At 36.5% G+C, this 24,787-nt stretch carries 25 protein-coding genes; 9 read left to right on the top strand and 16 right to left on the bottom strand.

Annotation, left to right across the window (positions count from 1 at the left end; all coding sequences use genetic code 11):
• Window positions 1-10 precede the first annotated feature (10 nt).
• The 9 genes from A2290_05540 to A2290_05500 form a co-directional block, all read right to left on the bottom strand.
• On the bottom strand, window positions 11-2,323 hold the full coding sequence (locus A2290_05540) for a hypothetical protein (GenBank protein OGC15784.1): 2,313 nt from the start codon (window positions 2,321-2,323) through the stop codon (window positions 11-13).
• Between the two features lie 59 nt (window positions 2,324-2,382).
• Complete coding sequence (locus tag A2290_05535) at window positions 2,383-2,703, bottom strand: hypothetical protein (GenBank protein ID OGC15783.1); 321 nt, start codon at window positions 2,701-2,703, stop codon at window positions 2,383-2,385.
• A 141-nt stretch (window positions 2,704-2,844) separates the two neighbouring features.
• Window positions 2,845-3,153 (bottom strand): hypothetical protein, encoded by a 309-nt coding sequence (locus A2290_05530; GenBank protein OGC15782.1) that lies wholly within the window; start codon window positions 3,151-3,153, stop codon window positions 2,845-2,847.
• A 60-nt stretch (window positions 3,154-3,213) separates the two neighbouring features.
• Window positions 3,214-3,480 carry a hypothetical protein gene (locus A2290_05525; GenBank protein ID OGC15781.1) on the bottom strand — a complete coding sequence of 89 codons (267 nt, stop codon included), beginning with the start codon at window positions 3,478-3,480 and terminating at the stop codon, window positions 3,214-3,216.
• A gap of 50 nt (window positions 3,481-3,530) precedes the next feature.
• Entirely contained in the window at window positions 3,531-3,821 is a 291-nt protein-coding gene (locus tag A2290_05520; GenBank protein OGC15780.1) for a hypothetical protein, read from the bottom strand.
• Window positions 3,821-9,013, bottom strand: a complete 5,193-nt coding sequence (locus A2290_05515; GenBank protein ID OGC15779.1) for a hypothetical protein — start codon at window positions 9,011-9,013, stop codon at window positions 3,821-3,823. Before A2290_05515 ends, A2290_05520 begins: the two co-directional genes overlap by 1 nt.
• An 80-nt stretch (window positions 9,014-9,093) precedes the next feature.
• A complete protein-coding gene (locus tag A2290_05510) occupies window positions 9,094-9,312 on the bottom strand; it encodes a hypothetical protein (protein OGC15778.1) in 219 nt (72 codons plus the stop codon).
• 23 nt (window positions 9,313-9,335) lie between these two features.
• Complete coding sequence (locus A2290_05505; protein ID OGC15777.1) at window positions 9,336-9,665, bottom strand: hypothetical protein; 330 nt, start codon at window positions 9,663-9,665, stop codon at window positions 9,336-9,338.
• Window positions 9,666-9,752: 87 nt separating this feature from the next.
• On the bottom strand, window positions 9,753-10,979 hold the full coding sequence (locus A2290_05500; GenBank protein ID OGC15776.1) for a hypothetical protein: 1,227 nt from the start codon (window positions 10,977-10,979) through the stop codon (window positions 9,753-9,755).
• Window positions 10,980-11,217: 238 nt separating this feature from the next.
• On the opposite strand from A2290_05500, the gene A2290_05495 reads away from it, so the two are divergent.
• The 5 genes from A2290_05495 to A2290_05475 all read left to right on the top strand — a co-directional run bounded on the left by A2290_05495 (window position 11,218) and on the right by A2290_05475 (window position 15,631).
• Window positions 11,218-11,856, top strand: coding sequence for a hypothetical protein (locus A2290_05495; protein ID OGC15775.1), 639 nt, complete (start codon window positions 11,218-11,220; stop codon window positions 11,854-11,856).
• Entirely contained in the window at window positions 11,856-12,593 is a 738-nt protein-coding gene (locus tag A2290_05490) for a hypothetical protein (protein OGC15774.1), read from the top strand. The genes A2290_05495 and A2290_05490 overlap by 1 nt, the downstream gene beginning before the upstream one ends.
• 8 nt (window positions 12,594-12,601) lie before the next feature.
• Window positions 12,602-13,234, top strand: coding sequence for a hypothetical protein (locus A2290_05485; GenBank protein OGC15773.1), 633 nt, complete (start codon window positions 12,602-12,604; stop codon window positions 13,232-13,234).
• Window positions 13,235-13,309: 75 nt separating this feature from the next.
• Window positions 13,310-14,305: a phosphate acetyltransferase gene (locus A2290_05480; protein ID OGC15772.1), complete on the top strand. Its 996-nt coding sequence runs from the start codon at window positions 13,310-13,312 to the stop codon at window positions 14,303-14,305.
• A 3-nt stretch (window positions 14,306-14,308) separates the two neighbouring features.
• Window positions 14,309-15,631: a hypothetical protein gene (locus A2290_05475; GenBank protein ID OGC15771.1), complete on the top strand. Its 1,323-nt coding sequence runs from the start codon at window positions 14,309-14,311 to the stop codon at window positions 15,629-15,631.
• A gap of 244 nt (window positions 15,632-15,875) precedes the next feature.
• Here A2290_05475 and A2290_05470 read toward each other — a convergent pair whose 3' ends face one another.
• The 6 genes from A2290_05470 to A2290_05445 form a co-directional block, all read right to left on the bottom strand.
• Window positions 15,876-16,826 (bottom strand): hypothetical protein, encoded by a 951-nt coding sequence (locus tag A2290_05470; protein OGC15770.1) that lies wholly within the window; start codon window positions 16,824-16,826, stop codon window positions 15,876-15,878.
• A gap of 170 nt (window positions 16,827-16,996) precedes the next feature.
• Window positions 16,997-17,671 carry a metal-dependent hydrolase gene (locus tag A2290_05465; GenBank protein OGC15769.1) on the bottom strand — a complete coding sequence of 225 codons (675 nt, stop codon included), beginning with the start codon at window positions 17,669-17,671 and terminating at the stop codon, window positions 16,997-16,999.
• Window positions 17,672-17,715: 44 nt separating this feature from the next.
• Window positions 17,716-18,348, bottom strand: a complete 633-nt coding sequence (locus tag A2290_05460; protein OGC15768.1) for a hypothetical protein — start codon at window positions 18,346-18,348, stop codon at window positions 17,716-17,718.
• A gap of 49 nt (window positions 18,349-18,397) precedes the next feature.
• Window positions 18,398-18,652 carry a hypothetical protein gene (locus tag A2290_05455; protein ID OGC15767.1) on the bottom strand — a complete coding sequence of 85 codons (255 nt, stop codon included), beginning with the start codon at window positions 18,650-18,652 and terminating at the stop codon, window positions 18,398-18,400.
• A gap of 152 nt (window positions 18,653-18,804) precedes the next feature.
• Window positions 18,805-19,308: a biotin--[acetyl-CoA-carboxylase] ligase gene (locus A2290_05450; protein ID OGC15766.1), complete on the bottom strand. Its 504-nt coding sequence runs from the start codon at window positions 19,306-19,308 to the stop codon at window positions 18,805-18,807.
• A gap of 167 nt (window positions 19,309-19,475) precedes the next feature.
• A complete protein-coding gene (locus A2290_05445; protein ID OGC15765.1) occupies window positions 19,476-20,894 on the bottom strand; it encodes a hypothetical protein in 1,419 nt (472 codons plus the stop codon).
• Window positions 20,895-21,005: 111 nt separating this feature from the next.
• Between A2290_05445 and A2290_05440 the strand changes: the two genes are divergently transcribed.
• Window positions 21,006-21,299, top strand: a complete 294-nt coding sequence (locus A2290_05440) for a hypothetical protein (protein ID OGC15764.1) — start codon at window positions 21,006-21,008, stop codon at window positions 21,297-21,299.
• Between the two features lie 2 nt (window positions 21,300-21,301).
• Window positions 21,302-21,814, top strand: coding sequence for a hypothetical protein (locus A2290_05435; protein ID OGC15763.1), 513 nt, complete (start codon window positions 21,302-21,304; stop codon window positions 21,812-21,814).
• A 23-nt stretch (window positions 21,815-21,837) separates the two neighbouring features.
• On the opposite strand, the gene A2290_05430 is transcribed toward A2290_05435, so the two are convergent.
• Window positions 21,838-22,710 carry a hypothetical protein gene (locus A2290_05430; GenBank protein OGC15762.1) on the bottom strand — a complete coding sequence of 291 codons (873 nt, stop codon included), beginning with the start codon at window positions 22,708-22,710 and terminating at the stop codon, window positions 21,838-21,840.
• A gap of 97 nt (window positions 22,711-22,807) precedes the next feature.
• Between A2290_05430 and A2290_05425 the strand changes: the two genes are divergently transcribed.
• Window positions 22,808-24,532 (top strand): hypothetical protein, encoded by a 1,725-nt coding sequence (locus A2290_05425; protein ID OGC15761.1) that lies wholly within the window; start codon window positions 22,808-22,810, stop codon window positions 24,530-24,532.
• Between the two features lie 92 nt (window positions 24,533-24,624).
• Window positions 24,625-24,786 (top strand): rubredoxin, encoded by a 162-nt coding sequence (locus A2290_05420; protein ID OGC15760.1) that lies wholly within the window; start codon window positions 24,625-24,627, stop codon window positions 24,784-24,786.
• Window position 24,787 lies beyond the last annotated feature (1 nt).

Here is a 24,787-nt window from a genome sequence, read left to right as displayed (position 1 = left end):
GTTATCGAAGTTATCCTTCTTTTTTGTTTGAATTCTTACGTGATTTTTGCTTTGACTCAAGCTTTTTAAGAAAAGCTTTGTGTTCTCTCGATTTTTTCTCAATGGCCTTTAATTCGTTATTTTTTCTCCTAGCATTAGATTCCATTCTCTTCAAATCCGCTCTCTTTTCTGCTATCTTTTTAACCTTTTGCGCCTCTTCATATGCTTCTCCCCATTGCAAATCCATTTTCATTTCATGATATGCCTGCATCTGTTGTTTATAAACCCGTCTATTTCTCCTGTTAAAAACATTATTAGACATAGTTCTTCCAACGTCTCTATCCCCAAATCTAAAAAGGCCCATAACATCATGTACAAACCAGTTATCGTCAGTAACTACAAGCTTACCATCAACATAACCATTCCCACTCCTACTCCCTATTAGATTAACGCCACTAAGCTGGGAAATAGTATATCTCGGATGAGGATTGGGCGCACTTGTATTAAAGTTTTCACCTACTTCAGCGCTTGCCCAAATAGAGCAGTAAAAATCCCATCCGGCACGTTTCCCCTGTTCATTTCCATCTTTTGTCTGTCTAAGATAAGGCTGCCAATCATAAACATCGCCGTAAGTATAAGAAGTAACATTCCCTTGATCATCTTTAGTACATGTTGCATCAGGATTATTCACGCCAAAATACTCATCAACTAGATTTCCCACCCTCTTTCTATAATCCTCCAAACCAACATGTTTATCTTTCTCCTCATCAAAAAAATCAGATTCATCGACTATAACACTATCCAAATAATTCATGTATTCATGTACATTGCTATATAACCATTCATTAAATCTTATAAAAGCTAATTGGTCTTCTCCTGAAAAAATCCATCCCGGGATTCCACCAAAAGAAGAGGTCGGATCGTAAGAAAAACCGCCATTACTATCATCGTATGGATCTATATCATTTGAATAAGGATCAAACCCATATGCCGGCAAAACTGAACGAAATGAATGTTGTATCTCCAAAAATAACTTCAATAATGAGAGGTTATGAGGATCGGCACGCAACCCTTGATAAATATTATTGCTCCAAGTATCAAAAGCGCTTATAAGAGCCCCATCATTTGGATCAGCTATAAGCTTATTATCAGTATAAGTTATCCTTCCTATATTTGAAGGATTGCCAAAAATTTCAGTCATGGTTTTAAAAATTCTTCTTCTAGATTCAAGGACACCAAGCATCATCTTAAAAGCGCCCTCCCCATGGGAACCTCCCATCCCATCATAAGCAAAAGTCCCTTCATGTTTCCATGAAACTCTCTCTCCGTTTGCATATCCGTCCCCTGTCGATTCACCGCTTAATAAAATATCATCGGCAATATCCTTTGTTCCATGGGTATCCCAATAATTGAGAGTCGCTTTGTCTGTATTATCTTTTTCAAAACCGGACATCACCAACTGGTAAAAACTCCTGTCTCCAAAATTTTTAAGAGTTTGATAAACACTCCCACTTAAAACTTTTAAGGGATCAGATTCATTTTTAACTGTATTTTTATTGTCTTTTCTGCTGTTATAAAGAGTTAAACTTGAGTTCCAAATATCTGAATAATCTTCAGGATCAAATCCAAATAAGTTGCTATAACTTATCGGACGGTCATTAAAAGCTCCCGAATAATCTTCTATAAGATCATAAGCATGCTGTTCTACTCCGGCATATTTATCGTCACCAGTTCCAACTTTAAAATGATTAAATTCAGAAGCCTTTGGATGAAAATTCAAATTCTTAAAAAACGCCCCTTCAAAAAATCCCCAGGGAAGACCATCTCCACTAGTCCTTGGCACCCTATGCCAAGCGCCAAAGTGATCACGAGTATAACCACGCCCGACATATGTAAAATCATCCGTATCATAGTTGGTCGAATTTTCTCCCTCAGGATAATAGGCATCACCACTGAATGGATTATTGGAACGCTCATCATCAGGAAGGCCATCACTCCCTAGAGTATAATAATCGCCAGCAGGGGGATCCCCTTCCCCATCCCAATAAGGTGGGATCTCATCGTTCCCCTCCCAAAAAGGGGACTCTCCCGCGGAACCGAATTCATGCAGCGCCTCTGAAAAATCATCAGATGATTCTCCCGCATAACCACTCTGTTCATATTTTGGTAAAAACTTCATCATCTCCATAAGAAAATTGACACGGCTTCCTATCCATTTAAACGCATCGGGAGATTCATTATTGTGAAGATAAAAACGATAAAAATCAGGATTGTCTACTTTTATAGGCTTTCTTGGTTTTTGAAGAGTTGAACTGTCCCCAAAAAACATCCCATTATATAACATCTATTTTCTCCTTAACCCAGATTATTCACCCCGATTATCATAATCGAGGTTAACTACATCTATAAAGTTCCTAATTTATCTTCAAGTTTACGAACGCTGTTCCAAATATCCAAAATAGCATTATTGGCTTGTTCCAAAACCGACAAACGATCTTGAAGAAGGAGAGAGACAGCCGGAGAATCAATTTCAGCTGCCGTCACTTTAACATTGCCAATGTTCATAGTCTTTGTAGAATCAGGATGCAATGAAAGATCAGCATAAGACTTTAACAGATAAGACATCTCATTGAAAAAAGCTTCTGAAGTGCTTATAACATCAAAATCCGATGAATGTTTTATCTCTTCCGAAGAAGGAGAAACAAATTTAACAGAAAAAGCCATTTCTCATCCACTCCTTATTTTTAATGATTTTTAATATAATTTAATAAAAAATTAAAAGCTTTTAATTTTTTATTAAATCCCGATGATTTATTTCGGGATAAAGTCAAAGGCCCTCCGTTTTATGGGAGGGCCTAGAAAATATTATCCCATTATTCGGTTTGTCTGTTGAGCAGACCTATTCTTTGCAGCTACTACCTGAGCAGCTGTTTGATCTAAAGTGCTCAATTGGTTCATATAATCATCAAGAACCAAGGCTGACGCAGAATTAGTAATATCATCCATCTGAACGCCATTTCCCAAGTCAACCGATACAACAGTAGTATCATTATCCCCAGTTGCTTGTTCCGTGAGCTGATCTGAAATTTGCTGCAGGATATCTTCTCTCTCTCCTTCAGCATACTGAGCAATGCTATACGCGTTCTCAGTAATCGTTGAATTTTCGTCCGGCATATTATTTCACCTCCTTAAAACATAAATATAATCGAAACAAAAACAAAAAAACTTGTACCTCTAAACCAGTAAATTAACATTGGCTCCGCGAATTCCAAATCTCTCTGCCGCTCTAGCAATAAAATCCATTTTACTTTGATCTAGGAGATCTTTTCCCGCCAAATCGTTTAATTTTTCAAACTTAGAAGTCATACCCATAAGAGAAGGATCTCTCATTACATAGTTAACACTGTCAATAACAGTAGAATAAGTGCTATTTTCTGAACCAGAATCCGGAGAGAATTTTGAAGGCATACTGACCGTTGAATTTGTAGTTTCATTTATCATGGCATTATATATATCGGAATTAGAAATAAAAATCTTGCATGAGGAAATTATTATGAGGATTTATCTTTTAGGATCTCTTTGATTTTAGCAAGCCGCTTAAAAATATCATTAATACAATCTTCTTCTTCTTTTATTTTAGGATCTTTTTTCCAATCATCTTCAGCTTTATTTTTACTCATACCCGCGGCATAAGTTTCATTCCCACGAACAACTCTGTCGGTACGCAAAACAAGTTCTTTAAAACTCTCAACAAAACTCTGCCCGCAGGAAACCTGAGCCATATCCTTATTCCCTTTAATTTCCTTGGCATTTAAAGCTGAATTTATTCCACTTATCTCCATTATGCAATCCCCCCTCCCATCATAGAACCAGCTTTTGATTCTATCTTTTGCATAACAACCATTTCCTCATCTCTCTCTTGCTTATACATCTCATACAAATTTTTTTGTCTTCTGTTTTTGTCTTTTAGATTATTATCTACTTTTAAAACAGCGCTCTCTGTGAGTGTGTCTGACGTACTTTTTTTTGCTCCCTTTTGTACCCCATCTTTTTTTGCTCTTTCTATTGTTACTATAATCTTGTTTACAACCTTTGCGGCCTCTTTAACTTTAACTCTTGCTTCATCAACCATTGTCTTTGCTTCTCTTATAAGTTCTTGCGCCTTTTTAATATCTTCTTCTTTAACTAAAGTAGTATTCTTTAATTCAGATAATTTATCATGGGCCTCCATATGCTTCTTTACTGCCTTGCTCCACGCATCCATTGCCTCTTGAAGGAGACTTTTTGCCACCTCAAGCTGGGCTGCAAGCTCGGCAGGCTTTTGTCCCTCACTTGCTAAAACATTTAAGTCTTCTTTCGCGTTTAACATCTTTTGCTCTAATTGAGGCAGGTACCCTTCTCCAACTTTTTGCAAGAATTCACCCATTTTTTGAATAACCTGATCCATCCTTTCTATTAAAACCCTGGTATTCGGACTATTATTCTCTTTACTTTGAATAACTTCTCCCGTGGTAGAACTCTCTTTCGGGGGTACGGGAGGAGGGGCAACAGGATGAGGAATGTTATTTTTCGGGTCTTTTCTGGAAAGAAAAGTGTGAGGAGTCTTCTGTTTTACTGACTCTGCAACATACTCGGCAGAGCTTTTAACACTGTTCCAAATATTTTTTAAAACCTGTTCATTCTGTTGCTCTGTAAGCTCAGAAGCTGTCATGTCAAGTTCGCTTGTACCTGAATTAACAGCGCTTTCAAGCGAGCTGGCTTCCGACTTAGTGACTCCAGTCACCCAGCCTTTTTGAGTGTTTTTTGATCCGTTTCTAATTTCATCTATATACTCAGCCCTACGTTCCATTCTCTCTTCTCTTGCTTTTTTAACACTCTTTCTTGCTCCGTTACTTGCAAATCCGGAATCATAAATTAACCCGGCCAATAAAACAGCACAATTTTCAGCCAGTCCCCCTATAAATTGGTAAAGAGCAAATTGTTGATATTGTTCTATCAATTCTTCACGCTCAGACTGTTTACTCATCAAATTACTTTTTATATTCTCACTATCAGCAGCAGTTTTTCTGTAATTATTGATGCTCTCATCATACAGTTTTGCATCTCCCTTAGAATAAGCTTCTATAGCCGCATTTTTCTGGCTTTCAGCTAAAACCTTCTTATCCGCTAAAACCTTTTCTCCGATTTTACCGCTCTCCACATTATCTTGATACTTTTCTCTTACAACCGTACTTTTGTAAACAAGAACAAGATTGGCAACTGAAACGGTCACCGCGACCAAACTTTGTAGAGTCGCCCGTTTTGCCGCATTCATCTGATTATGAACATCGACAACACTTAAAACATTTTGATAGAGTGTTCCGATATTCGCCATAGCTGCCATCTGTTGTGAAGAAAACAACCCTCTAACATTCCCCACCCTTCCTCCCGCCCCCGACATTATGGAGTGAATGGTCGCCCTCATCTCAGCTTTCGCAGATTTCAGGCTTGCTATTACATCTTTAAGATTGTAAATTTTCTCCATCCTGTGCCTTAATATAGAGATACTCCCTGAATTAATCCCCCATCTACCAGCGCCCACATCCTCTATAAGATCTGTCGAAATATCGCTATATACCTGCATTTCCATTTCATCAATCTTACTCCAGGTTGAATCTGGGGAATCTTCATTTTTTAATTCATTTGCCAATAATTCCGCGTTATAATTATTAACATATTCTTCTCCACGTTTACCACGAATCATATTGATTATTAGATCATATACAGCATTAAATATCCCCATAAGAGGAGACATAAAAGAAAAAGCCCCCTGAGAAATTGTAATTCCGGCGCCAACAGTAGCCGCAACAAGAGCCAAATCAATTCCAAGTTTCCATGCAGCATCAGTTATCTGTTTTTTCGAATCTATATGCCTTCTTTGAACTTCTATCCTCTGTCCTAAAAGTTGAACCAAATCATCAAAAACTTTCATAAACCCCTGAAATTCAGCTTCAGCAACTTCTCTTGCGAGCCCGCCTGAACGCCTGCCTGAAACTCCTGTCATTTCAAGATGAACAAGGTTACGAGCCTCAGATGTTGCCTCAGTTAAAGTAATCAAAATATTTTTAAGATTGGCAATACGCGCCAATGCCATTCTAAGTCTTGCAACATACCCTCCATCCATAGCCCAATATCCGTCACCAACATTTTTGTTAATACCATTTGTCAATAGATCTTCATAAATTTCAGCTTCAAGTCTCCCCAACCGCGCTTCTGTAGTGTTTGGATTATTTCTTCTAAATGCCCTTATATATGCGGGAACACCATCATCTCCATAAGAAGACAAAAAAGAACCCATGGTAAATTCATATAATAAAGTAGAAAGAAAACCCCCTACAGCGCCACCAACTCCCCACCCCACATAAAACAATCTTTCTGAAAGAGTTCTTGCTGCCTCTGTAGCAACTTCTGATCCTGCGTCCGCAGCTCCCTGTGCGACATTCTTACCTTTATCAAAAAGATCTCCCAGAAATCCTCCAAGAGCGGCACATCCAATTTCCATGGCAACAGAAAGGATAAAACCGTTAACAGCGCTTGCCAAACTTTTATCCTTAGCAATCGACATATTCTCAGCAGTTTTGTACTCGTTAAGCATAAAGGTAAAAGTTTCAAGCTTAAATTGAGAGAGACGAAATTCATTTCCAAGCGCGGAATCAAGAAGATAACTAGGTGTTTGATATCCCCCCACTCCCGTCATCTCCATATGGACCAAATTTCTCAGAGAAGCTTTTTCTTTATGAAGAGAAACAATTATTCGTCTGAGATTTTGTATTTTTACAAGCTCCAGCTGAAGCCTTGCTATTTCGGCATAATTAACTACTTTAAAGGTTTCACTTGCCCGATCAGTAAACCAATTTCCAGGATTTACGCCTGACTGCCGCCACCATGAACCAACTCGCCCCTCATCTGTATCTTCATCTTGTATCAGATTTCCATTGTCCTGTCCTATTATCTCTTCCTCCATATTAGCAGCCCCATTCATAGCATCAACAGATGGATTGCCAGTATCTGTATCATAATTTTCCTCTTCATATAACGGGGTATCAGGTTCATACGCATAATCTTCGGCAATTTGGTTTGCATGAATCGCTCCTGCCAATTTAATTCCTGCCGCAGCCAAACCTAGAAGTAAGGTTACAGCAGTCCCAACTCCAGGGATAAAAGCGCAGACCAACCCCGCAAGAGCAAAAATATTTGAAATAACATTATAAACTCTCTGTGTTCTAGCTTTTAGTATTTCACCCTCCAAAAATCTTACATTGTTTTCAAGCTGCATCTTTTGTTGGGTAAGTCTAATATTTGTTTCAAAAAGCATCGTTTTATATTGATTGTCCATCTCCAAAAGTTTATTATCAAGATTGCTTCTGCTCCTCCCTCCGACTCCGGTCATCTCCTTATGTATTAAATTTTTAGCTTCTGATTCAGCATCATGTACAGTATTAATAATATTCCTAACGCTTTGAAGCCCATAAAAACCTTTACGAACAGATGAAAGCTTCTCTTCATCAAGTTCCCAATAATCATTATCCCCACTATAAACAATAGATGGTATTTTAGAAAAACTTACAGTCTCTCTATCTTGTAATGCTCTATAAACAGAATTTGGGTCGTTAGGATCATATTCCATAGGTTTATCTGAATTGACTGTTCTATTTAACAGATCAAGAACCGTTCTCATCGCTCTTAAATATCTGCCAACCGCATCCTGTTGCATTTCAAGTCCAGTAACCGTCTGGCCTCCCCCCGTAAGCATATCTGATGTTGTATTCCCAAAGCCTGAAGTTTGCGCGTTCGCAGCTTCAACATCCGCATCATATCGAGCCTGATTGTAGTCCATCATCTGTTCCATAAGGTCGCCAAAAGCAACAGAGACCATTTTTAAACGATTACTAATCTTGTTGGCCACAATTGTGCCTGTATCTAATCCTCCACCAGCAGGAAGATCCAATAACTCTTCCAGAACACTATCTCGCGATTCTTGTTCCGCCTCCATAATCATCTGATAGAAAACAAGAATCGCGCAAAGCAATCTAACTTTGTCATACCACGCTGTCAATCTATCAACATCAAGAACCATCATTCCATCATCATTATAATAATAGAATTGATCCGAATCATAATTATCAAAGGCGTCATCCAAATCTTCCTCAGCTGCCTGCAAAACATCTGCTGTTGAACTATTTTCATCCAACCCTTCACAATGAGAATAATCATAAACATAAGACATATCCGCATTTTCATAATATTGGTTATGAAGCCATTGATTCGCTTGTTCCGCAGAAGACAAAGTAGAATCGTTATCAGGCGTAAAAGTTTTTACCTTAACCCCATCATCATAAACATATGACCATGTTTCAACATTAGTCTCTGAAACTTCATGCATATTTCCCCTTCCACCAGTATGATGAGTAGTAGTTGTTGTTTCCGTATAATTTACAATGATACATCCGTCATGCTTTTTTGCTTCTGCATCAATGTAAGCCTGAGCATCTGCCTGGCTATCAAATGTATGTTTTGTTCCATCCGGATCTGTAACAACAGTTTCACCTGTATTACCATTTATCTCAACATTATAAGTTGCTTCAAGATTATAATTGTCATCATTAGCTTCTGTTGTACTATTGCTGCTAGTAGGCGCGTTATAAGTCTGAATGCCCGCATCAGAAGGTAGCTCAGGGGTAGTCATAGGTTTAGACTTAGGAGGAACTTCGGATTCAATTGCATACCCAGGTTCATCAACAGGTTGATTGGCAATGTAATTAGAATTTTCTTCCGCAAGATTTACAGAAGAATTATTCTCAATCATTTGAGCGTTTGTGCTGTTTATACTCGCACGAATGCTAGAGATATCTACATGAATAGCAGCTTTAAGTTCTAAAACTTTTACTTCTTCAGCCAACAAATAAGGAGGGGGCGCGCCTGCGCCTGCAAATTCATCACGCTCAAAGTCTTCAGAAAGCCTTCGAGGTTCTAATATTTGATAAAGATGGCTCATCAATTCTTATATCGAAAGAATAAGGATAAAACTTGTATCTTTTTTGTTCTTTTGGAAGGAAATTTTCAGGATTTTTTCAGCTATTTTTTGAGGTTTTCAATTTTATCTTTTAAAGCTTTTTTTGCGTCTTCTAATTCTTTATTTATATCAGTAATTTTGGCATCAAGTATTTTCATTGCCTCTTCTGATTTTTTCTTTATGATGGTATAACGGATAATTTGAAATGTATTATAAGCTATAAAAACAACCGCAATTGTAACAAATACCGTAATCCAATTTATAGAAGATAAAAAAATCATATTTGTCCCCTCATTTTACATAATCATGTCATATTGTCAACCGGATGAGTAATGACTGTCTCCTTTTCATCTTTTTTAATAAGAGTATGCGAATCTTCCTTGGCAAAACCAAGCAACTTGGCAATTTTATCTAATATACTTTCAGTTCCACGAGACCTCTTCCCCTTTGTAAATTCAAAGATGTCAACAGGATCTCCTTCAGGCGTCATCCTATTAAAAGCATTTCCCTGAAGAACAGTATTTACATCAGAAGTCAATTTGTCCACTTTTTCCGGAAGCTTAGTATCATATCTCTTTCCATTGCTGGTGCTTCCACTTTTAGGACTCAATGAAGCTGCAGGTGTATATACCATTTTTAAATTCACCCCCCAGGTTTAGTATTTAGTAATTTGTAGTTTGTAATTTGCAAAGACAAAAAAACAAAATACAAATTACAATCGTCAATCGTCACTTACCGAAATATCCTCCTCCCCTGGATCAATAGGCTCGCTCGGCACATCAGTTGTACTTGTCGCACCACTACCTCCTACTATTTGAACGGTTTTTGTCTTATACATATTCAACGTATCTACAACCCAATCAATGCCATTTGCTTTGTAACCATTCAAAATTAAAGCGAGGACATCTTCTCCTTCGTGAGTCTTCGCGTTAGCATCAAAATCTACAGCATCAATTCTACCCGCCACCCCTTCTTTTTTGGCCCATTTTCTAAATTCTCTTAAATCTTTCTGTGATCCCAGCAACCCGTCAAAATCACTATTTAATTTTAAATAATCTGCCATATAATCTTTATCAAGATAATATCTTTCAAGAATTGAAGAAAAACGGCATGCCGTCCAACCATCAGAAAGCAAAAGTTTATTCATTTTATCATACCCAATTAATTTGCCTCCATCTTTCAGGAAATGATTAAGCAAACCCATTGTAAATATCTCCCACCCCTTGGCATCAAGATCTGAAAACCCTTCTACTTTTTTATCTTTGGAAGATACTTGCGCATAATAAAAAGCCCGAGCAATATATTGATTATAGTCTTCTGAACCTTCTGTAAGCATTGTATCTCGCCAATTCATCTCCCTTACACCTGAAGCTAAAGTCTTAGGAGCAACAATTAAAAGCATCTTACTTTCCGCTAAAGCCTTAAAAGAATATTCCCCTGTCATGCTCATAGAATCTAAAACATGATTTAAAATCTCTAAGAGCTCATCTTTATTTTCTATGACACCTTTTCCCATGGTAATTTCATGCCAAAATATTTTAGAGACATCCACCCCCAGCAATTTATTAAATTCTTCTTTACTCATCCCATCAGCCGAAAAAGATTTATCCAAATGTCCATAAACAATATGTTCATGAAATATTCTATCTTCTCTAACCTCTACACATCGCTGAAAAATAAGACTATCAACTGTTTGAGGAAGTGTCATTTTACCTTCAGAAGGAACCATATCTTGAGCGTCAGGCATCGGGAGACCATCTTCAACAGTTTGAGAGCCCGAAGTTTGTGTCGGTTCTATTTCGCCTGGCTGCTCCGAAGCTTGCGCGGCGGACGAAGAGATAGAGACTCTCTCTGTAGCATCTAATTGAGTTCTTTTAAAGCCCCCAAAAGGATTTAGCTGCGTAAAAACACCCCTAATACTAGCTCTATCAACAGGAGTTAAGCTCAAGAGAAAAACCTCCTCAGATTATATATAATATAAGTTCTCACACTTTATATGTCGAAGTAACTTATAAAAATCTTGCATTGAAAACTTAAAAAACTTAACCTTAATTATTAACCCCAATTATGATAATCGGGGTTAAGATGGATCCCCGCTTTCGCGGGGATGACAAATAGCAAAAACTGTCATTAACGCAAAAGCCCATATTGCACAAAAATCTTTCATTTGATACAATTTGAAGCAGATGGATCTTTTTTCTAAACCGACTGATTTTAGTAACCTTCCCTATAATGAAGCTGAAAAGATTTGCCAAAGCTGCACTAAATGTCCTTTATCTCAGGGTCGCACAAAAGTAGTTTTTGGCAATGGTCCGGTACCCTGTGATTTAATGCTTATCGGTGAAGCCCCCGGCGCTGACGAAGATATTCAAGGGCTTCCGTTTGTAGGAAGGGCTGGGAGGTTATTAACGCAAATTCTAGAATCTGTAGGCATTAAACGACCCGATGATATCTATATAGCAAATACAGTTAAATGCAGGCCGCCAGACAACCGAGCCCCCTTCGCCTCCGAACAAGAGGCATGCGCTCCCTATCTTCAGGCTCAGATATTCCAGTATATAAAGCCCAAAATCATTTTACTTGCCGGGACTCCGGCTGTAAAAGCTATTTTAAAGATAGATGAACCTATAACGCAAATAAGAGGAAAATGGAGAAAACTTCCCGGAACAGACATTGATGTCATGCCTCTTTTTCATCCGGCATATTTACTTCGCAACCCTAGGAAAGAAAAGGGATCGCCAAAATGGTTAACATGGCAGGATATGCAGGAAGTAAAAAATGCTTTGGGTTTTATTCAAAAAGTCCGTGAGTTAGACAAACCTTAATGCCACAAGAAGTACGTCTTCAAAAATATATTGCCGAATGCGGAATAGCCTCGCGAAGAGGAGCGGAAAAACTTATTACCTCCGGCAAAGTAAAAGTAAACGGAGAAATCATAAAAAAACTGGGATCAAAAATAGACCCATCTAAAGACAAAATTATAATTGATAACAAAAATATTCAAAAACAGGAAGAGAAAATCTACATAAAACTTTATAAACCAAAAGGATACATAAGTTCATGCAAAAGACATACCGGAGAAAGAACAGTACTTGATCTTATAAAAAATATCCCTGCCCGGCTATATCCCGTAGGTCGCCTTGATAAAGAATCTGAAGGATTAATAATCCTCACAAATGACGGAAAACTTGCACACAAACTAATGCATCCAAGATATGAACATGAAAAAGAATATGAGGTTACAGTTGAAAAAGAATTGTCTGATCAGGAAATCAAAAAACTTGAGGACGGAATTATAATAGATGGGAGAAAAACACTCCCAACAAAGTTAAAAACAATCACCAATAAAAAATTTAATATTATCCTAAGAGAAGGGAAAAAAAGACAGATCAGAAAAATGGTATCGGCAGTCAAAAACAATGTAATCACTTTAAAAAGAGTTAGAATCGAAAATATAACACTTGGAACTTTGTCTCCCGGAGAATATGAATATTTTTCCTCAAAAAACTTTTTGACCCCCAAAAGAAATATAATTAAACAAAATTTGACAGACATCGTATAATTTAATTTATGCAAGATCTACTTGAAGACAGAGAATTTCAAAGATTGGAAAAACTTTTTCCTTTTCTTTCTAGAGCCAGGGAACATATAGTTCAACTTGAAAAAGAAAAATATGTTATTGTAGATATAGAAACCACAGGACTTGATCCGTCAATAAACGAAATAATAGAAATAGGCGCGCTTAAAATAGAAAATGGAGAGATAAAAGATATTTTTAACCACCTGATTAATCCAAAATCTCAAATCAGCCCGCAAATTGAACAACTGACAGGAATAAACCAAGAAATGGTAGCAGAGCATCCAAAAATAGAGGAAATAGCCCCTAAGTTTTTAAGTTTTATAGAAGATGATATGCTTGTCGCGCATAACACGGATTTTGATATCCCTTTTTTAAAACATCACAGCAAAAAAAAATTCTCCAACATCCTCATTTGCACTCTTAAATTATCAAGAAAATATCTTATTAACCTTTCTAACCACAAATTACACACCGTCGCATCCTATTTCGGGATTAAAGGTTTAAACCAGCATCGGGCGTTGGGAGACGTTGAAACAACCTATCAATTATGGATGAAAATGATCCCTTTTTTAAGAGATAAAGGGATATATACTAAAGAAGATTTGCAAAAAGCTCTTACATAAAATACAATAACAACAAAAGAGAGAAAGGCCCTTAAAGTAATTCAAGGGATCAAAAAACAAAGAAAGAAGGGAAAAATGGATTTCATACAAGACATTTGGAATAAAGCTAAACGATCAACAAAAAAAATAGCCCTCCCCGAATCAGAAGATATTAGAATATTAAAAGCTTCAGAGCTTATAACGAAAAGCCGATTGGCAAAAATAATTTTAATTGGTGACGAAAACAAAATTAAAGAAAATGCTGCGGCAAACAACATAGACTTAACAGGCATTGAGTTCATAGTTCCTGCAAACTATCCAAGGATCAAAGAATTTGCAAGAAAATTTCAGATTAAACTTGAAAAAAAAGGAATGACAGAAGAAAAGGCTTATGAAATATTAACCACAGATTATCCTTTTTTTGCCGGCATGCTTGTAGATTGCGGGGAAGCAGATGGCATGGTATCCGGCGCTAACCATCCAACATCACATACAATAAAAGCAGCAATTCAATGCGTCGGAACAAAAGAAAACAGCTCCATAATATCAAGTTTTTTTGTTATGCTTTTGCAAAATAAAGAATTTGGAGAAGAAGGACTTTTGTTTTACGCTGATTGCGGTGTTATGCCAAACCCTACCTCGCAAGAATTAGCTCAAATCGCGATACAAACAGCTGAGTCTTTCTCAAAATTAATAGGAACAACGCCTCAAGTAGCCATGCTATCTTTCTCAACTATGGGATCTGCCAACCATCCTGATGTTGACAAGGTAACAAATGCCACACAAATAGCCAAAAAAATGAATGAAGATCTACTTATTGACGGACCACTACAAGCAGACGCAGCCTTGATTAAATCGATAGCAAATAAAAAATCTCCGGAAAGCCCCGTCGCTGGGACAGCAAATGTTTTGATATTCCCTGATCTTGATGCAGGGAACATAAGCTACAAATTAACCCAAAGGTTAGCCGGAGCTGTAGCTTTAGGCCCTATATTTCAAGGGACAAAAAAACCTGTGAACGACTTATCACGAGGTTGCTCAGTAGAAGACATTATCAATATAACAGTAATAACAGCAATCCAGGCCCTATAAAAAATGGAAAAGCTATTAACATTAGCAAAGCAAAAAGAGTCAGAAATAGAAATATTTAAAACAGTATCTTACTTGACATCCATAGATATTTTAAACGGTCACATTGAATCAATGGACAACTCCTATGAAGGCGGCATTTCCTTTCGTGTAATAAAAAACAATAAGATGGGCTTTGCCTATACAACTAATTTTGATGAAGATGATCTTGAAACAATCTTGGAAGAAGCCATATCAAACGCGGAAAACAGCCATGAAGATAAAAATCAAACAATTTCTCTGTTACCAAAAGAATTTAAAAATATTAAAACCTATAATAGAGAGATAGAAGAACTTGCAACTCAGGATAAAATAACTTTAGCACTAAAAACAGAAGAATTTGCATACAAACAAGACAAAAGGATTAAAAAAACAGAAAAAACATCTTATATCGAGACCCAAACAAAAACAACAATTATAAATTCAAATGGCATCAATTCATCTTACAATGCCAACTATTATGGCCTTATGTGCGACATAATAGCAGAAGAAAACGGAATGCAAGAAAGTGGATCTTATTTTAAAATCATAAAAGATATAGATAAAAATTTAAGTGAAGAAGTAGGAACAAATGCGGCCAAAAAAGCATGTGAACTTTTAAATGCAAAAACAATATCCCCGCAAAAAATCCCTCTTGTTTTTGACCCTAAAGTTGGAGCGCAATTACTTGAAGCAATCTCTCATTTGTTTTCCGCAGATGAAGCGCAAAAAGGGAAATCCCTTTTAGCGAAAAAAATGAACCAAAATATTGGTTCTTCTATTTTACATATTATTGATGATGGGAAAATGAAAAACGGATTAAGCAGCAGCCCTTTTGATGATGAAGGGACTCCCACACAAGAAACAATTCTGGTTGAAAGCGGGAAACTTATACAATTTTTGCACAATAATTACACAGCAAAAAAAGAAGGGAAACAATCAACAGGCAACGGGAAAAGGGCATCCTATAAATTTCTCCCCGATGTGGCGCCGACTAATATTTTTATAAAAGAGGGAGAAATAGGCCCTCAAGAAATTATATCTAAAATCAAAAATGGATTATTTGTAACACGTGTTATGGGAATGCATACCATCAACCCTATTTCCGGAGACTTTTCAATCGGAGCCGCAGGCATAATGATAGAAAACGGAGAAAAAACATTTCCTGTTCGGGGAATAACAATCGCCGGAAACCTACTTGAGCTATTAAATTCAATCGAAACGATAGGTGACGATTTAGAATTTTTCCCCTCCTCTTCAAACCTAGGAAGCCCCACCCTTTTAATTAACAATATAGCAATAAGCGGTTAATGCATTCCAGATTTTTAGTCATGTAAATTAACCCCGATTATAAACTCCAATTAGGATAATCGGGGTTAATACCTCGAGTAAATATTTGTTGGTTATTGATCCTGACGGCCTTGTTGCGTAATGATAGTTTTTGCAATTTGTCATCCCCGCGAAAGCGGGGATCCATCTTGTTTTTTGAGAAATAGATTCCCGTTTTCACGGGAATGACCATTACGCAACAGTTCCCTGACGTAAATAATCGAAGTTAATACACTTTCCTTAAGGCCGCAAGGCTTCCTCCCAGCAAAAGAGAAATATCCATCTTATCCATATTTAATCTTACATATCTCTGGTTTGTAAAAGAGGTGGCTTTTAAATTAATTTCATCCAAAGCTTTAATATAATCGTCACTAAACAAATTTCTAAATCTCCTGCTTTTTAACATGTAAGCTGCCAAGCCTTCCGGAAAATTTAGATATGGTTCTTTGGGTTTACAATCAATAACAACAAAATTCGTATTCACGGGAACTTTCTCAATTAATTCATCTACCCATCGTTTTACACTACAGGAATCTGTCCCCCACCCCAAAAGATATCCTATAGTAAATCTAAGAAAAATAACATCAAAAGGCCTTACAAATCTATTTAAAATATCAAAAAAGCCTTGTTCTAACACATTAGCTCTTTCATGCGTTATCTTGCAACCCTTAAACAATTTATCCGCTAAAAGTAGCTCTTTTCCTGGCTCATCTATTACTCCCATTCTATTGACTGCCCGGCATAAATCCTCAAAAAAATTATGGATGGCAGTTCCATCTATCCTCCTATCAAAAGTCCACATCTGATCAACAAAATACCCCGGAAAGAGATCAAAACCGGAAAGAACATTAAAAAGCCTTGTTCTTCTATTTAAAACTCCCAAACTATCCAAAAACTTCAACTGATGAAAATAAAACTTAATATAATCAAGTTCGTTTTCTCCGTATATATTTTTTTTCATCTGAACACACAAAGACTTAGGACTTTCAGAAAATCTTTTTAACAAAAAACCATCACAAATCCCCTGATTTACCGGTTTAAAACGGAACTCTATTTGTGTCATATATAAACCCCTGATAAATAAGATCTTTCGTTTATCTGTAAACAAAAATTTCACTCGAATTTTTTGTTGTCCCATGGTATAGTAATTTAAAAAATAAAAAGGAGCAAATATCATGGTAGCAGAAAGATCCGAATATAAGGGAAAACCTCTTCTTGTTTTAAAAAGAAGCGAAGATGAAAAGTTTCCATTTTCATTTGGAATTACAAAGGCAAAAATGATTCTCGATCACGTAGAAGAGATAAGAAAATTTGTAGAGGAGAACGATAGGCCTAAGCAATAATTTATTATATATCAAGCAAATAAGCGTTATCTCTCAGCCATTTTCTTGCCTGTTTAAAGTTGGGAAATAATTCAGAAACTTTATGCCAGAATCTTTTTGAATGATTTTTTTCGACAAGGTGCATTAGCTCATGGACAACAACATAATTAATAATATCTTGTGGCGCCATAATCAAACGCCAATTAAAGTTAAGATTCCCTTTTGCACTGCAAGATCCTAAACGACATCGACCACTTGAAAGCCTGACCTTTTTATATCTTAAGTTTCTTAAAAAAGCATATTGCTCAACACTTTTTTTTATTTCGGAAAGGGCATTCTCTTTGTACCATTTAACAAACAAATCCCTTGCATAATCAACATAACTTGAAGACAAAAAAAAGTCCTCTTTAAATTCAAAAGGAGATGAAAGATCAGTTACTATATTTAATTTATAAATTTTCCCAAGATAAAGAAATCCTTCCCCCTGAACAAACTCTCTTTGAATTTTTGAATTATTCCTCTGCCTTACTAAATACTGCTTTCTTTTAATCCATTCTATTTTTTTATTTACAAAATCCCAAACAATTTCATCGGGTACGTTGCAAGGCGCCTTTACTACAATTTCAGCTTTTTTATTTATTTCAATAGCAATAGTTTTGCGTTTTGATTTTATAATTTTTGAAACTTTAATTACGTCCATTTTCAATGTTTACGAAATTATTCCTTTTATTTGTCACTATCAAATTACTGTAATAAACTTCTCAACTTTTTATAAGCATTAAAAACATTCAAACGATGTTCTAAATCCCCTGCTACCAAGCCAAATCTTTCATTTTGCTTGCTTTCAAATGTATCAAAAGGAAATTTATCAACCTCTTTTAACAATGAAGATTTCTCTTCGGGAGAGACTTTGGATATTATATTGTTTAATAAAACTATGGACGCGTCAAACGATGCCCACGCCTTACTTTGCGCTGCCATCTCTTTATCGCTAATCTCAAAGAACTCCATATAATCCACTTTGCCGGAATCTTGATCTTTTTCAAGTTTTTTCATTCGCAATCTTGACTCAACAACAATATCCAAAGCGTTATAAATTTTTTCAGCAACTTCCTTAACATAGGGGTCTTTTGAATGTAAATAACCTGAGATTTTGTCCTTTGCTTCTTTTATCTTTCCACTTCTCTCTTCTGTCATCTGGTCAATTTCTTTTAAGGTATAATTCCCCTGTCCAAATCCGGATAAAGCATAGTCAGAAAGATTAAGAACTTTAATAACATCTTCTGTAAACTTATACTCCAAAGATCCACCACCAGAACACCCAACCAACAAAGAAATAAAAAAAACAAAAAGAGACAAAAATACAATTTTCTTCATACAAACAACCCCCTATTTGCCAATTTGTTATCATTCCAAAAACTTAGGATTAACCATATTTAATTTTTAAGTAAATTAAATATCCAATCAACAATAATGTTACAGAATTTGCCAAAATTATAGGCAAAGAAAAAAGCAATATACCGTAAACCAACCAAAGAATTAAACCAACGGAAAGAACAATACACATCATAAAAGAGATATCTTTTGTATGCTTTGTTTTATAAGCCTTTATAACCTGAGGTAAAAAGGCGCTCGTTGTTAATACCGCAGCTACTATTCCTATCCAAAAAATATAATTCATAGACAAATTATTTTTTTACAAATCAGCATTTAATTTATAAATTAACATATTGTGTCAATATGTCAAGAAAAAGTTTATTAACCCCGATTATTCACCCCAGAATCAATAACCAACAAATTGTCAAACATTACTTACGGTATGAATAATCGGGGTTAATGACAGTAGGCTAAATCAAAAAGCTCTAAAAATTGGTTTAAAAAAATTTCCGGATCTATCTCTTTACCTGTCAACAATGTAACCGAAGTTGCAAGAAACCCCTCTGGAAAACTTAAAATATTTAAGTTAATGCCAACTCCTATGATAAGCCCCTCTTTTGTTTTTTCCGTCAAAATACCGCAAATTTTCATATTTGCCACAAAAACATCGTTAGGCAATTTAATCTCAGCTGTAATATTATATTTGGAAAGAAGATCAACAACAACATCCGCTACAAGTTTAGTAATAAATAAAATATCTTTAACAGGTTTTGTAGGTTTTAAAATAAGTGAAAAATAAAGCCCCCCACTAGGAGAATACCACTTATTTCCAGGTTTACCCCTCCCCATAGTCTGTTTTTCAGCCCAAACCACAGTCCCCTCATCCACTTTAAAGGCTTTGCGTTTGGCTTCATCTTGTGTTGAATCTAAAATTTTTAATTTTATAATATTGTAATTCACATCAAAAATTTTTAAAGGTAGATAACAACAAATTTTAGCGTTAAGGCCGATTAATATCTATAATCGGTTTAGATTTTGCGAAATGTCACCCTGAGCCCTTCGATAAACTCAGGGCAAGCTTTGTCGAAGGGTGCGAAAGCCTTAAAATTACAGTTTATCAAAACCGTCTAAAACTTATAAATTAACCCCATAGCAGCTAGATCTGTAGTCTCTCCGACTGTAGGATCTTGCTCAACGCGATAAAAAGTATCTAGGGTAGTTAGCGGCGCTATTTCGTATGCAAAACCGACCTGACCTGTGGCCCTGGACTTAGCTTTGTCTGATCCATACCCATAATCAGGAGAGAGTCTTAAATCGCCTTTACCTTGAAATTCAAGCTTATCCCCCAATTTTTGAGAAACCAAACCACCAAAGTTAACAGTAGAAGATTCTAATGGTCTGTTAAAGAAATCAAATCCGGCAGCATCAAAAACTTCAGCAGCAAAAGAGCTGGGTATAAATAAAGCCCCCACTTTTGATCCTTTGAACACCACATTGGTTCCACTATTTAAAACATTAGCAACTGACAATTCTCCCCCCACCATCCATCCTTTAGAATCTGTAGAAGTAAGCCCCAATTTTGTTTTTATACCAATATTATCTGAAATAGAAGTAGCAAGATCAATTATCCCTCTTGTCTCTACGCCTTCAGTTCCATGCTTTTGGAGATAATCTCCGCTGGCTTTGACCTTAAGTACTTCTAATAATGGAACACCTGTCAAATTATAAGCAATAGATCCTGTAAAATCGCTGGTTAAAGAAGCTCCGGCATTGGTTTTTAACGCCTGTTTATACCCACCTAAAACATCAAATCCCAACAAATTTGTCCCCACATACACCCCGGAATCCGGCCTCAAATATGTATATCCGGTTTCAGAAGGGATAAAACCGGTAGAATCAACGTGCCGAATATTCCCAGGCCCCATTGCAAATGTCAAATCAAGATTATTTTCAAGACCAAAATCAGAAAGGATTGTATCTACAGGATCAATTTTGACCGTCCCAACAACATCAATAATCTCTTTTGCCAAATCTCTGGTAGTTCCGTCAAACCCGGAATCCATGGTATCAAACCCAACCTTTAAATTGGTTGAATCGTTGAGATCATAATCAATATTGGTTTTTAAACGATAAACCATAATTGGCCCGCGGCCGTTGACTCCTCCGGTTGCCAAAAGATTTGACACTTTGGAAAACATTTCATACTCACCTGTAATTGGAATACTCCCACCTTTACGAACCTTTGCTATTTCATTTTTGAGGCTGTTTAATTCAGATTGAATGCTTGTAACATCCATCTCCGGAAGTTTCTCCGCAAGCTTGGCGATAAGAATTGCCGTTTCATATCTTGTAATATTGTTTTTCCCGCGAAAAGTACCGTCAGGGTAACCACTCGTTACACCTAAACGGACTAAATCATAAACAGAACTTGCCGCCCAATGATCGGCAGGAAGATCTTTAAACTTTACCTCCGCATAACAAGAACCAGAGATTAACAAAATTAAAATTAAAAGAGTAAGACCCCTTATCATTAAATTTTTTGCCATATTATCCTCCTAAATATTCAAATCCAGATTATTAGATCAGGTATAAAGGCTAACACACACTAAAACGTTTTGTCAAGACGCCGTGAATAAGGTATAATCTAATTCAAAACAATGAAACTCGCATTAGGATTTTTTTCGGCTTTTTTTGTAGGTTCAGGGCAAATATTAAAGGGGGAGACAGAAAAAGGGCTCAAATTCATGTTGACCTTTTATTTTGGTATCCCTACCCTTCTATATGTAACTCTGGCTTTTTCCGGTGAAGTTTTTCTTATCGCATTTGGTATTGCAATTATATTTATCATTCTATTTTGGGCATATAATGTATGGGACGCTACAAAAATAAACAACAAAACTCCTTTAGCAAACTTAAATCACAAACAAAAATATCAGGAAGAGACAGATTAACCATGAAACAAGCAGTTATAATTATAGCAAAACAAGGATTTAGAGACGAAGAATACAAAAACCCTAAAGAAGTATTAACAAACAATGGCATTAAAGTAATTACCGCTTCAACAGAAACAGGTCAAGCTATAGGAAAACTCGGAATGGAGACGAACGTAGATATAAATTTACAAAGTTTAAATGTCGCGGAATACGACGCTGTAATATTTGTCGGCGGCCCTGGATCATACAATCTTTTTGACAATCAGGAAGCGCACAAAATCGTAAAAGAGGCTCTGGAAAAGAATAAGGTCTTAGGAGCAATTTGCGCGGCCGTAGGAATTTTGGCAACGGCAGGAATTTTGAAAAATAAAAAGGTGACATCTTTTTCAGGTGTTGCCGATCTTATAAAGAGCAAAGGAGCAATTTATACAGGGAGAGGAGTAGAAAAAGACGGAAACATTATAACAGCCGATGGGCCACAAAGCGCCACATTATTCGGAGAAAAAATACTTAGAAAAATAAGCACTTTTTGATTTCTTATTTCCTTTTCCATCTCTTAAATATCTTCAAAGCTATACGACTGCACAGGTTCAGACCAACGATCAGTTATTCTTCTAAGCTCCTTAACCACATTAGACATCTTAGTATCCATATCTCCGCTACCTATTAAACTTTTTCCACCCTTGTTAGGATCCACCCTAAGATCTCGAAGTCTTGAAATTTCTGGAGGAATTCCTACACAGTTTCTAAACATCAAAGGAGCACAAATTGTCCCTTCAGGAAGTTGAGAGGTAAACATTGCAAGTCTAGTTCCAAATTCAGCCAGCAAATTAGAAGAAAGAACAGGAACAACAATTCTCTTGGAAAAACGGGTTGAAGTAAGATATATTGAAAAAAGAGAGTCAACAGAAAGCAATATAGAAGTTTCTTGGGAAGGATCTGATGATGATATATCAATTCTTTCAACCTGCCCTGTTACTCTATCAGGCAAATAAAATCTTAATAATTCCATATCTGTGCTAAAAGTAGAACACCTTAAAAAAGCCTTTAAATGATTTAAAGCAGAGCTATCAAAACTCTCCATATCTCTAGTTTGAATCAAAAACCATATCTGCGGAGTTTCAATCTTAGGCAAACTGCCAGCTACAGCAGATACAGGCTGGGCGCTCGCTGTTCCACTTACTGTACCCTGATTTACTGCTGATGCCTCTCTTGGCAACTGACCTTTCAATATAGATTCAATAGATCCATTATTAACTGCTTGAATAAGGCGAGTTCTTATAAGAGGAAAACCGAAATTTTGCAGTCTGCTTATTAATCCATCAGATGGATTTGCCTGTTCCCTCTTCACATCTGCCAATAATGTTCGTAAATCTTCACGAGAAACACTTTTTGATAAATTAAACGAAACAACTTTTCTTTTAAACATTTTTTAATCTCACTCCTATAGTTTTATTTCGAACAAATTTTTAATATATTTCACACTTTTTTTATCCAAATTTATGCTAATATTTTAAGCAGAATATATGCAAAACAACGAAATTGCCAAAATATTTTGGGAAATCGCTGAACTTCTTGAGTTAAAAGAGGAGAATCGTTTTAAGATCCACGCGTATCAAAACGCCGCGCGAAATATTGAGAACCTCCCCCACCATCTTGATGAAATCTACAAAAAACAAGGATTAAAAGGTCTAAAAGAACTGGAAGGTGTAGGAGAATCGATTGCGCATAAAATTGAAGAGTATATAAAACATAAGAAAGTTAAAAAACATCAGGACTTATTGAAAGAATTTCCCAAAGGATTTCTTGCTCTCATTAACATCCCCGGTATGGGACCAAAAACAGCAATGAAACTTCACAAAGAGCTCAAGATTAATTCCATGGACGATCTTGAACGTGCGATCAAAAAAGGTTTTCTGAAAGATTTGCCGGGATTTAAAGAGAAAAAACAAGAGAATATTAAAAAAGGGATAGAACTTAAAAAGAGGAGCCATGGCCGTTTTTTGATTTCAGACGCGGATGAACTCGCACAAACGCTTACCTTACAGCTTGCAAACTTAAAAGAGATAAAAAAGCTTACAGTTGCAGGCTCTCTCAGGCGAAGGGAAGAGACAATCGGAGATATAGATATTCTCGTAATTTCGGAGAGACCCAAAGCAGTGATGGATTATTTTACAAAACTTGCGCAAGTAAAAAGAATTCTGGCAAAAGGAGAGACAAAATCATCCGTAATTTTAAACAATGACATGCAGGCTGATCTGCGGGTTTTAAAGCCCGATGAATTCGGATCCGCCCTCCACTATTTTACGGGGAATAAACAGCACAATATAAAAATACGGGAGCTTGCAATAAAAAAAGGACTCAAGGTTTCAGAGTATGGCCTCTTTAAAAAAGACAAAAAGATTGCGGGAAGAACCGAGGAAGAACTCTTTGAGGCGTTGGGACTTAACTATATTCCTCCTGAACTGCGGGCGGGAGAAGATGAGCTTGAAATAGCAAAAGACAAAAAGATCCCGAGGCTGATCGAGTTATTCGATATAAAAGGCGATCTGCAGATGCATTCCAAACATTCCGACGGAAAAAACCCCATAGAAGAGATGGCAGAATACGCCAAAAAACTCGGTTATTTATATATTGCAATTACCGACCATTCAAAATCACAAAGAATAGCCCACGGACAAACAGAAAGAGAAATTTTAAAAGCTTTTAAAGAAATTGACAAGATAAATGCAAGGATTAAAGGATTAAAAGTATTAAAGGGGGTTGAAGTAGACATCCTTCCTGATGGATATCTTGATTTTAAAGACGAGATACTTAAAGAGTGTGATGTCGTTTTGGCCGCTGTCCATTCCGTCTTTAAAATGCCGCAGGATAAAATGACAAAGAGGATTATAAAAGCCATGCAGAACAGATATGTAAACATTCTGGCCCACCCCACGGGACGCCTTATCAACGAAAGAGAACCTTACAATGTTAATGTAGAAGAGATGTTAAAAGCGGCCGCTGATACGGGAACTTTTATGGAGATAAATGCCCATCCCAAAAGGCTTGATTTAAAAGATACGCATATCAAAATGGCAAAGGAGATGGGGATTTTATTCGCAATAAATACAGATTCCCATGCAACTTTTTCTCTTGAAAATATGAAGTTTGGAGTTTCGATGGCGAGGCGGGGATGGATAGAAAAAAAAGATGTTATAAACACACTTACCATAAATAAACTGATGAAGAAACTTTATCAAAAAAGATAAATTATCCTCCCAAAAAGATCATAGCGTGACGAAAAAAGATATTTAAAAAACCAATTTAATACTGTAAACTATTTAATATAGGGGTGATTTAAATGGATAAGTATGTTTGTAAAGTTTGCGGATATGTTTATGACCCTGAAAAAGGAGATCCTGATGGTGGGATATCCCCAAGAACCGCTTTTGAGCAGATTCCGGATACGTGGGTATGTCCAGTTTGCGGAGCGGATAAATCTCAATTTGAAAAGGTGATATAGA

The sequence above is a fragment of the candidate division WOR-1 bacterium RIFOXYB2_FULL_36_35 genome, from assembly GCA_001771505.1.
Lineage (GTDB): Bacteria > Margulisbacteria > WOR-1 > XYC2-FULL-46-14 > XYC2-FULL-37-10 > XYB2-FULL-36-35.
Note: the sequence above shows the minus strand (reverse complement) of the source record. Positions and strands in the feature narration are given on the sequence as shown.

What these genes read in the sequence shown, in the direction of transcription:
- A2290_05495 (OGC15775.1), top strand. Translation starts at nt 11,218, where the DNA reads ATGGATCTTTTTTCTAAACCGACTGATTTTAGTAACCTTCCCTATAAT.
- A2290_05490 (OGC15774.1), top strand. Translation starts at nt 11,856, where the DNA reads ATGCCACAAGAAGTACGTCTTCAAAAATATATTGCCGAATGCGGAATA.
- A2290_05505 (OGC15777.1), bottom strand. Translation starts at nt 9,665, where the DNA reads ATGGTATATACACCTGCAGCTTCATTGAGTCCTAAAAGTGGAAGCACC.
- A2290_05445 (OGC15765.1), bottom strand. Translation starts at nt 20,894, where the DNA reads ATGGCAAAAAATTTAATGATAAGGGGTCTTACTCTTTTAATTTTAATT.
- A2290_05420 (OGC15760.1), top strand. Translation starts at nt 24,625, where the DNA reads ATGGATAAGTATGTTTGTAAAGTTTGCGGATATGTTTATGACCCTGAA.
- A2290_05480 (OGC15772.1), top strand. Translation starts at nt 13,310, where the DNA reads ATGGATTTCATACAAGACATTTGGAATAAAGCTAAACGATCAACAAAA.
- A2290_05530 (OGC15782.1), bottom strand. Translation starts at nt 3,153, where the DNA reads ATGCCGGACGAAAATTCAACGATTACTGAGAACGCGTATAGCATTGCT.
- A2290_05510 (OGC15778.1), bottom strand. Translation starts at nt 9,312, where the DNA reads ATGATTTTTTTATCTTCTATAAATTGGATTACGGTATTTGTTACAATT.
- A2290_05440 (OGC15764.1), top strand. Translation starts at nt 21,006, where the DNA reads ATGAAACTCGCATTAGGATTTTTTTCGGCTTTTTTTGTAGGTTCAGGG.
- A2290_05515 (OGC15779.1), bottom strand. Translation starts at nt 9,013, where the DNA reads ATGAGCCATCTTTATCAAATATTAGAACCTCGAAGGCTTTCTGAAGAC.
- A2290_05470 (OGC15770.1), bottom strand. Translation starts at nt 16,826, where the DNA reads ATGATATTTGCTCCTTTTTATTTTTTAAATTACTATACCATGGGACAA.
- A2290_05535 (OGC15783.1), bottom strand. Translation starts at nt 2,703, where the DNA reads ATGGCTTTTTCTGTTAAATTTGTTTCTCCTTCTTCGGAAGAGATAAAA.
- A2290_05430 (OGC15762.1), bottom strand. Translation starts at nt 22,710, where the DNA reads ATGTTTAAAAGAAAAGTTGTTTCGTTTAATTTATCAAAAAGTGTTTCT.
- A2290_05425 (OGC15761.1), top strand. Translation starts at nt 22,808, where the DNA reads ATGCAAAACAACGAAATTGCCAAAATATTTTGGGAAATCGCTGAACTT.
- A2290_05475 (OGC15771.1), top strand. Translation starts at nt 14,309, where the DNA reads ATGGAAAAGCTATTAACATTAGCAAAGCAAAAAGAGTCAGAAATAGAA.
- A2290_05460 (OGC15768.1), bottom strand. Translation starts at nt 18,348, where the DNA reads ATGAAGAAAATTGTATTTTTGTCTCTTTTTGTTTTTTTTATTTCTTTG.
- A2290_05465 (OGC15769.1), bottom strand. Translation starts at nt 17,671, where the DNA reads ATGGACGTAATTAAAGTTTCAAAAATTATAAAATCAAAACGCAAAACT.
- A2290_05485 (OGC15773.1), top strand. Translation starts at nt 12,602, where the DNA reads ATGCAAGATCTACTTGAAGACAGAGAATTTCAAAGATTGGAAAAACTT.
- A2290_05525 (OGC15781.1), bottom strand. Translation starts at nt 3,480, where the DNA reads ATGATAAATGAAACTACAAATTCAACGGTCAGTATGCCTTCAAAATTC.
- A2290_05455 (OGC15767.1), bottom strand. Translation starts at nt 18,652, where the DNA reads ATGAATTATATTTTTTGGATAGGAATAGTAGCTGCGGTATTAACAACG.
- A2290_05520 (OGC15780.1), bottom strand. Translation starts at nt 3,821, where the DNA reads ATGGAGATAAGTGGAATAAATTCAGCTTTAAATGCCAAGGAAATTAAA.
- A2290_05540 (OGC15784.1), bottom strand. Translation starts at nt 2,323, where the DNA reads ATGTTATATAATGGGATGTTTTTTGGGGACAGTTCAACTCTTCAAAAA.
- A2290_05435 (OGC15763.1), top strand. Translation starts at nt 21,302, where the DNA reads ATGAAACAAGCAGTTATAATTATAGCAAAACAAGGATTTAGAGACGAA.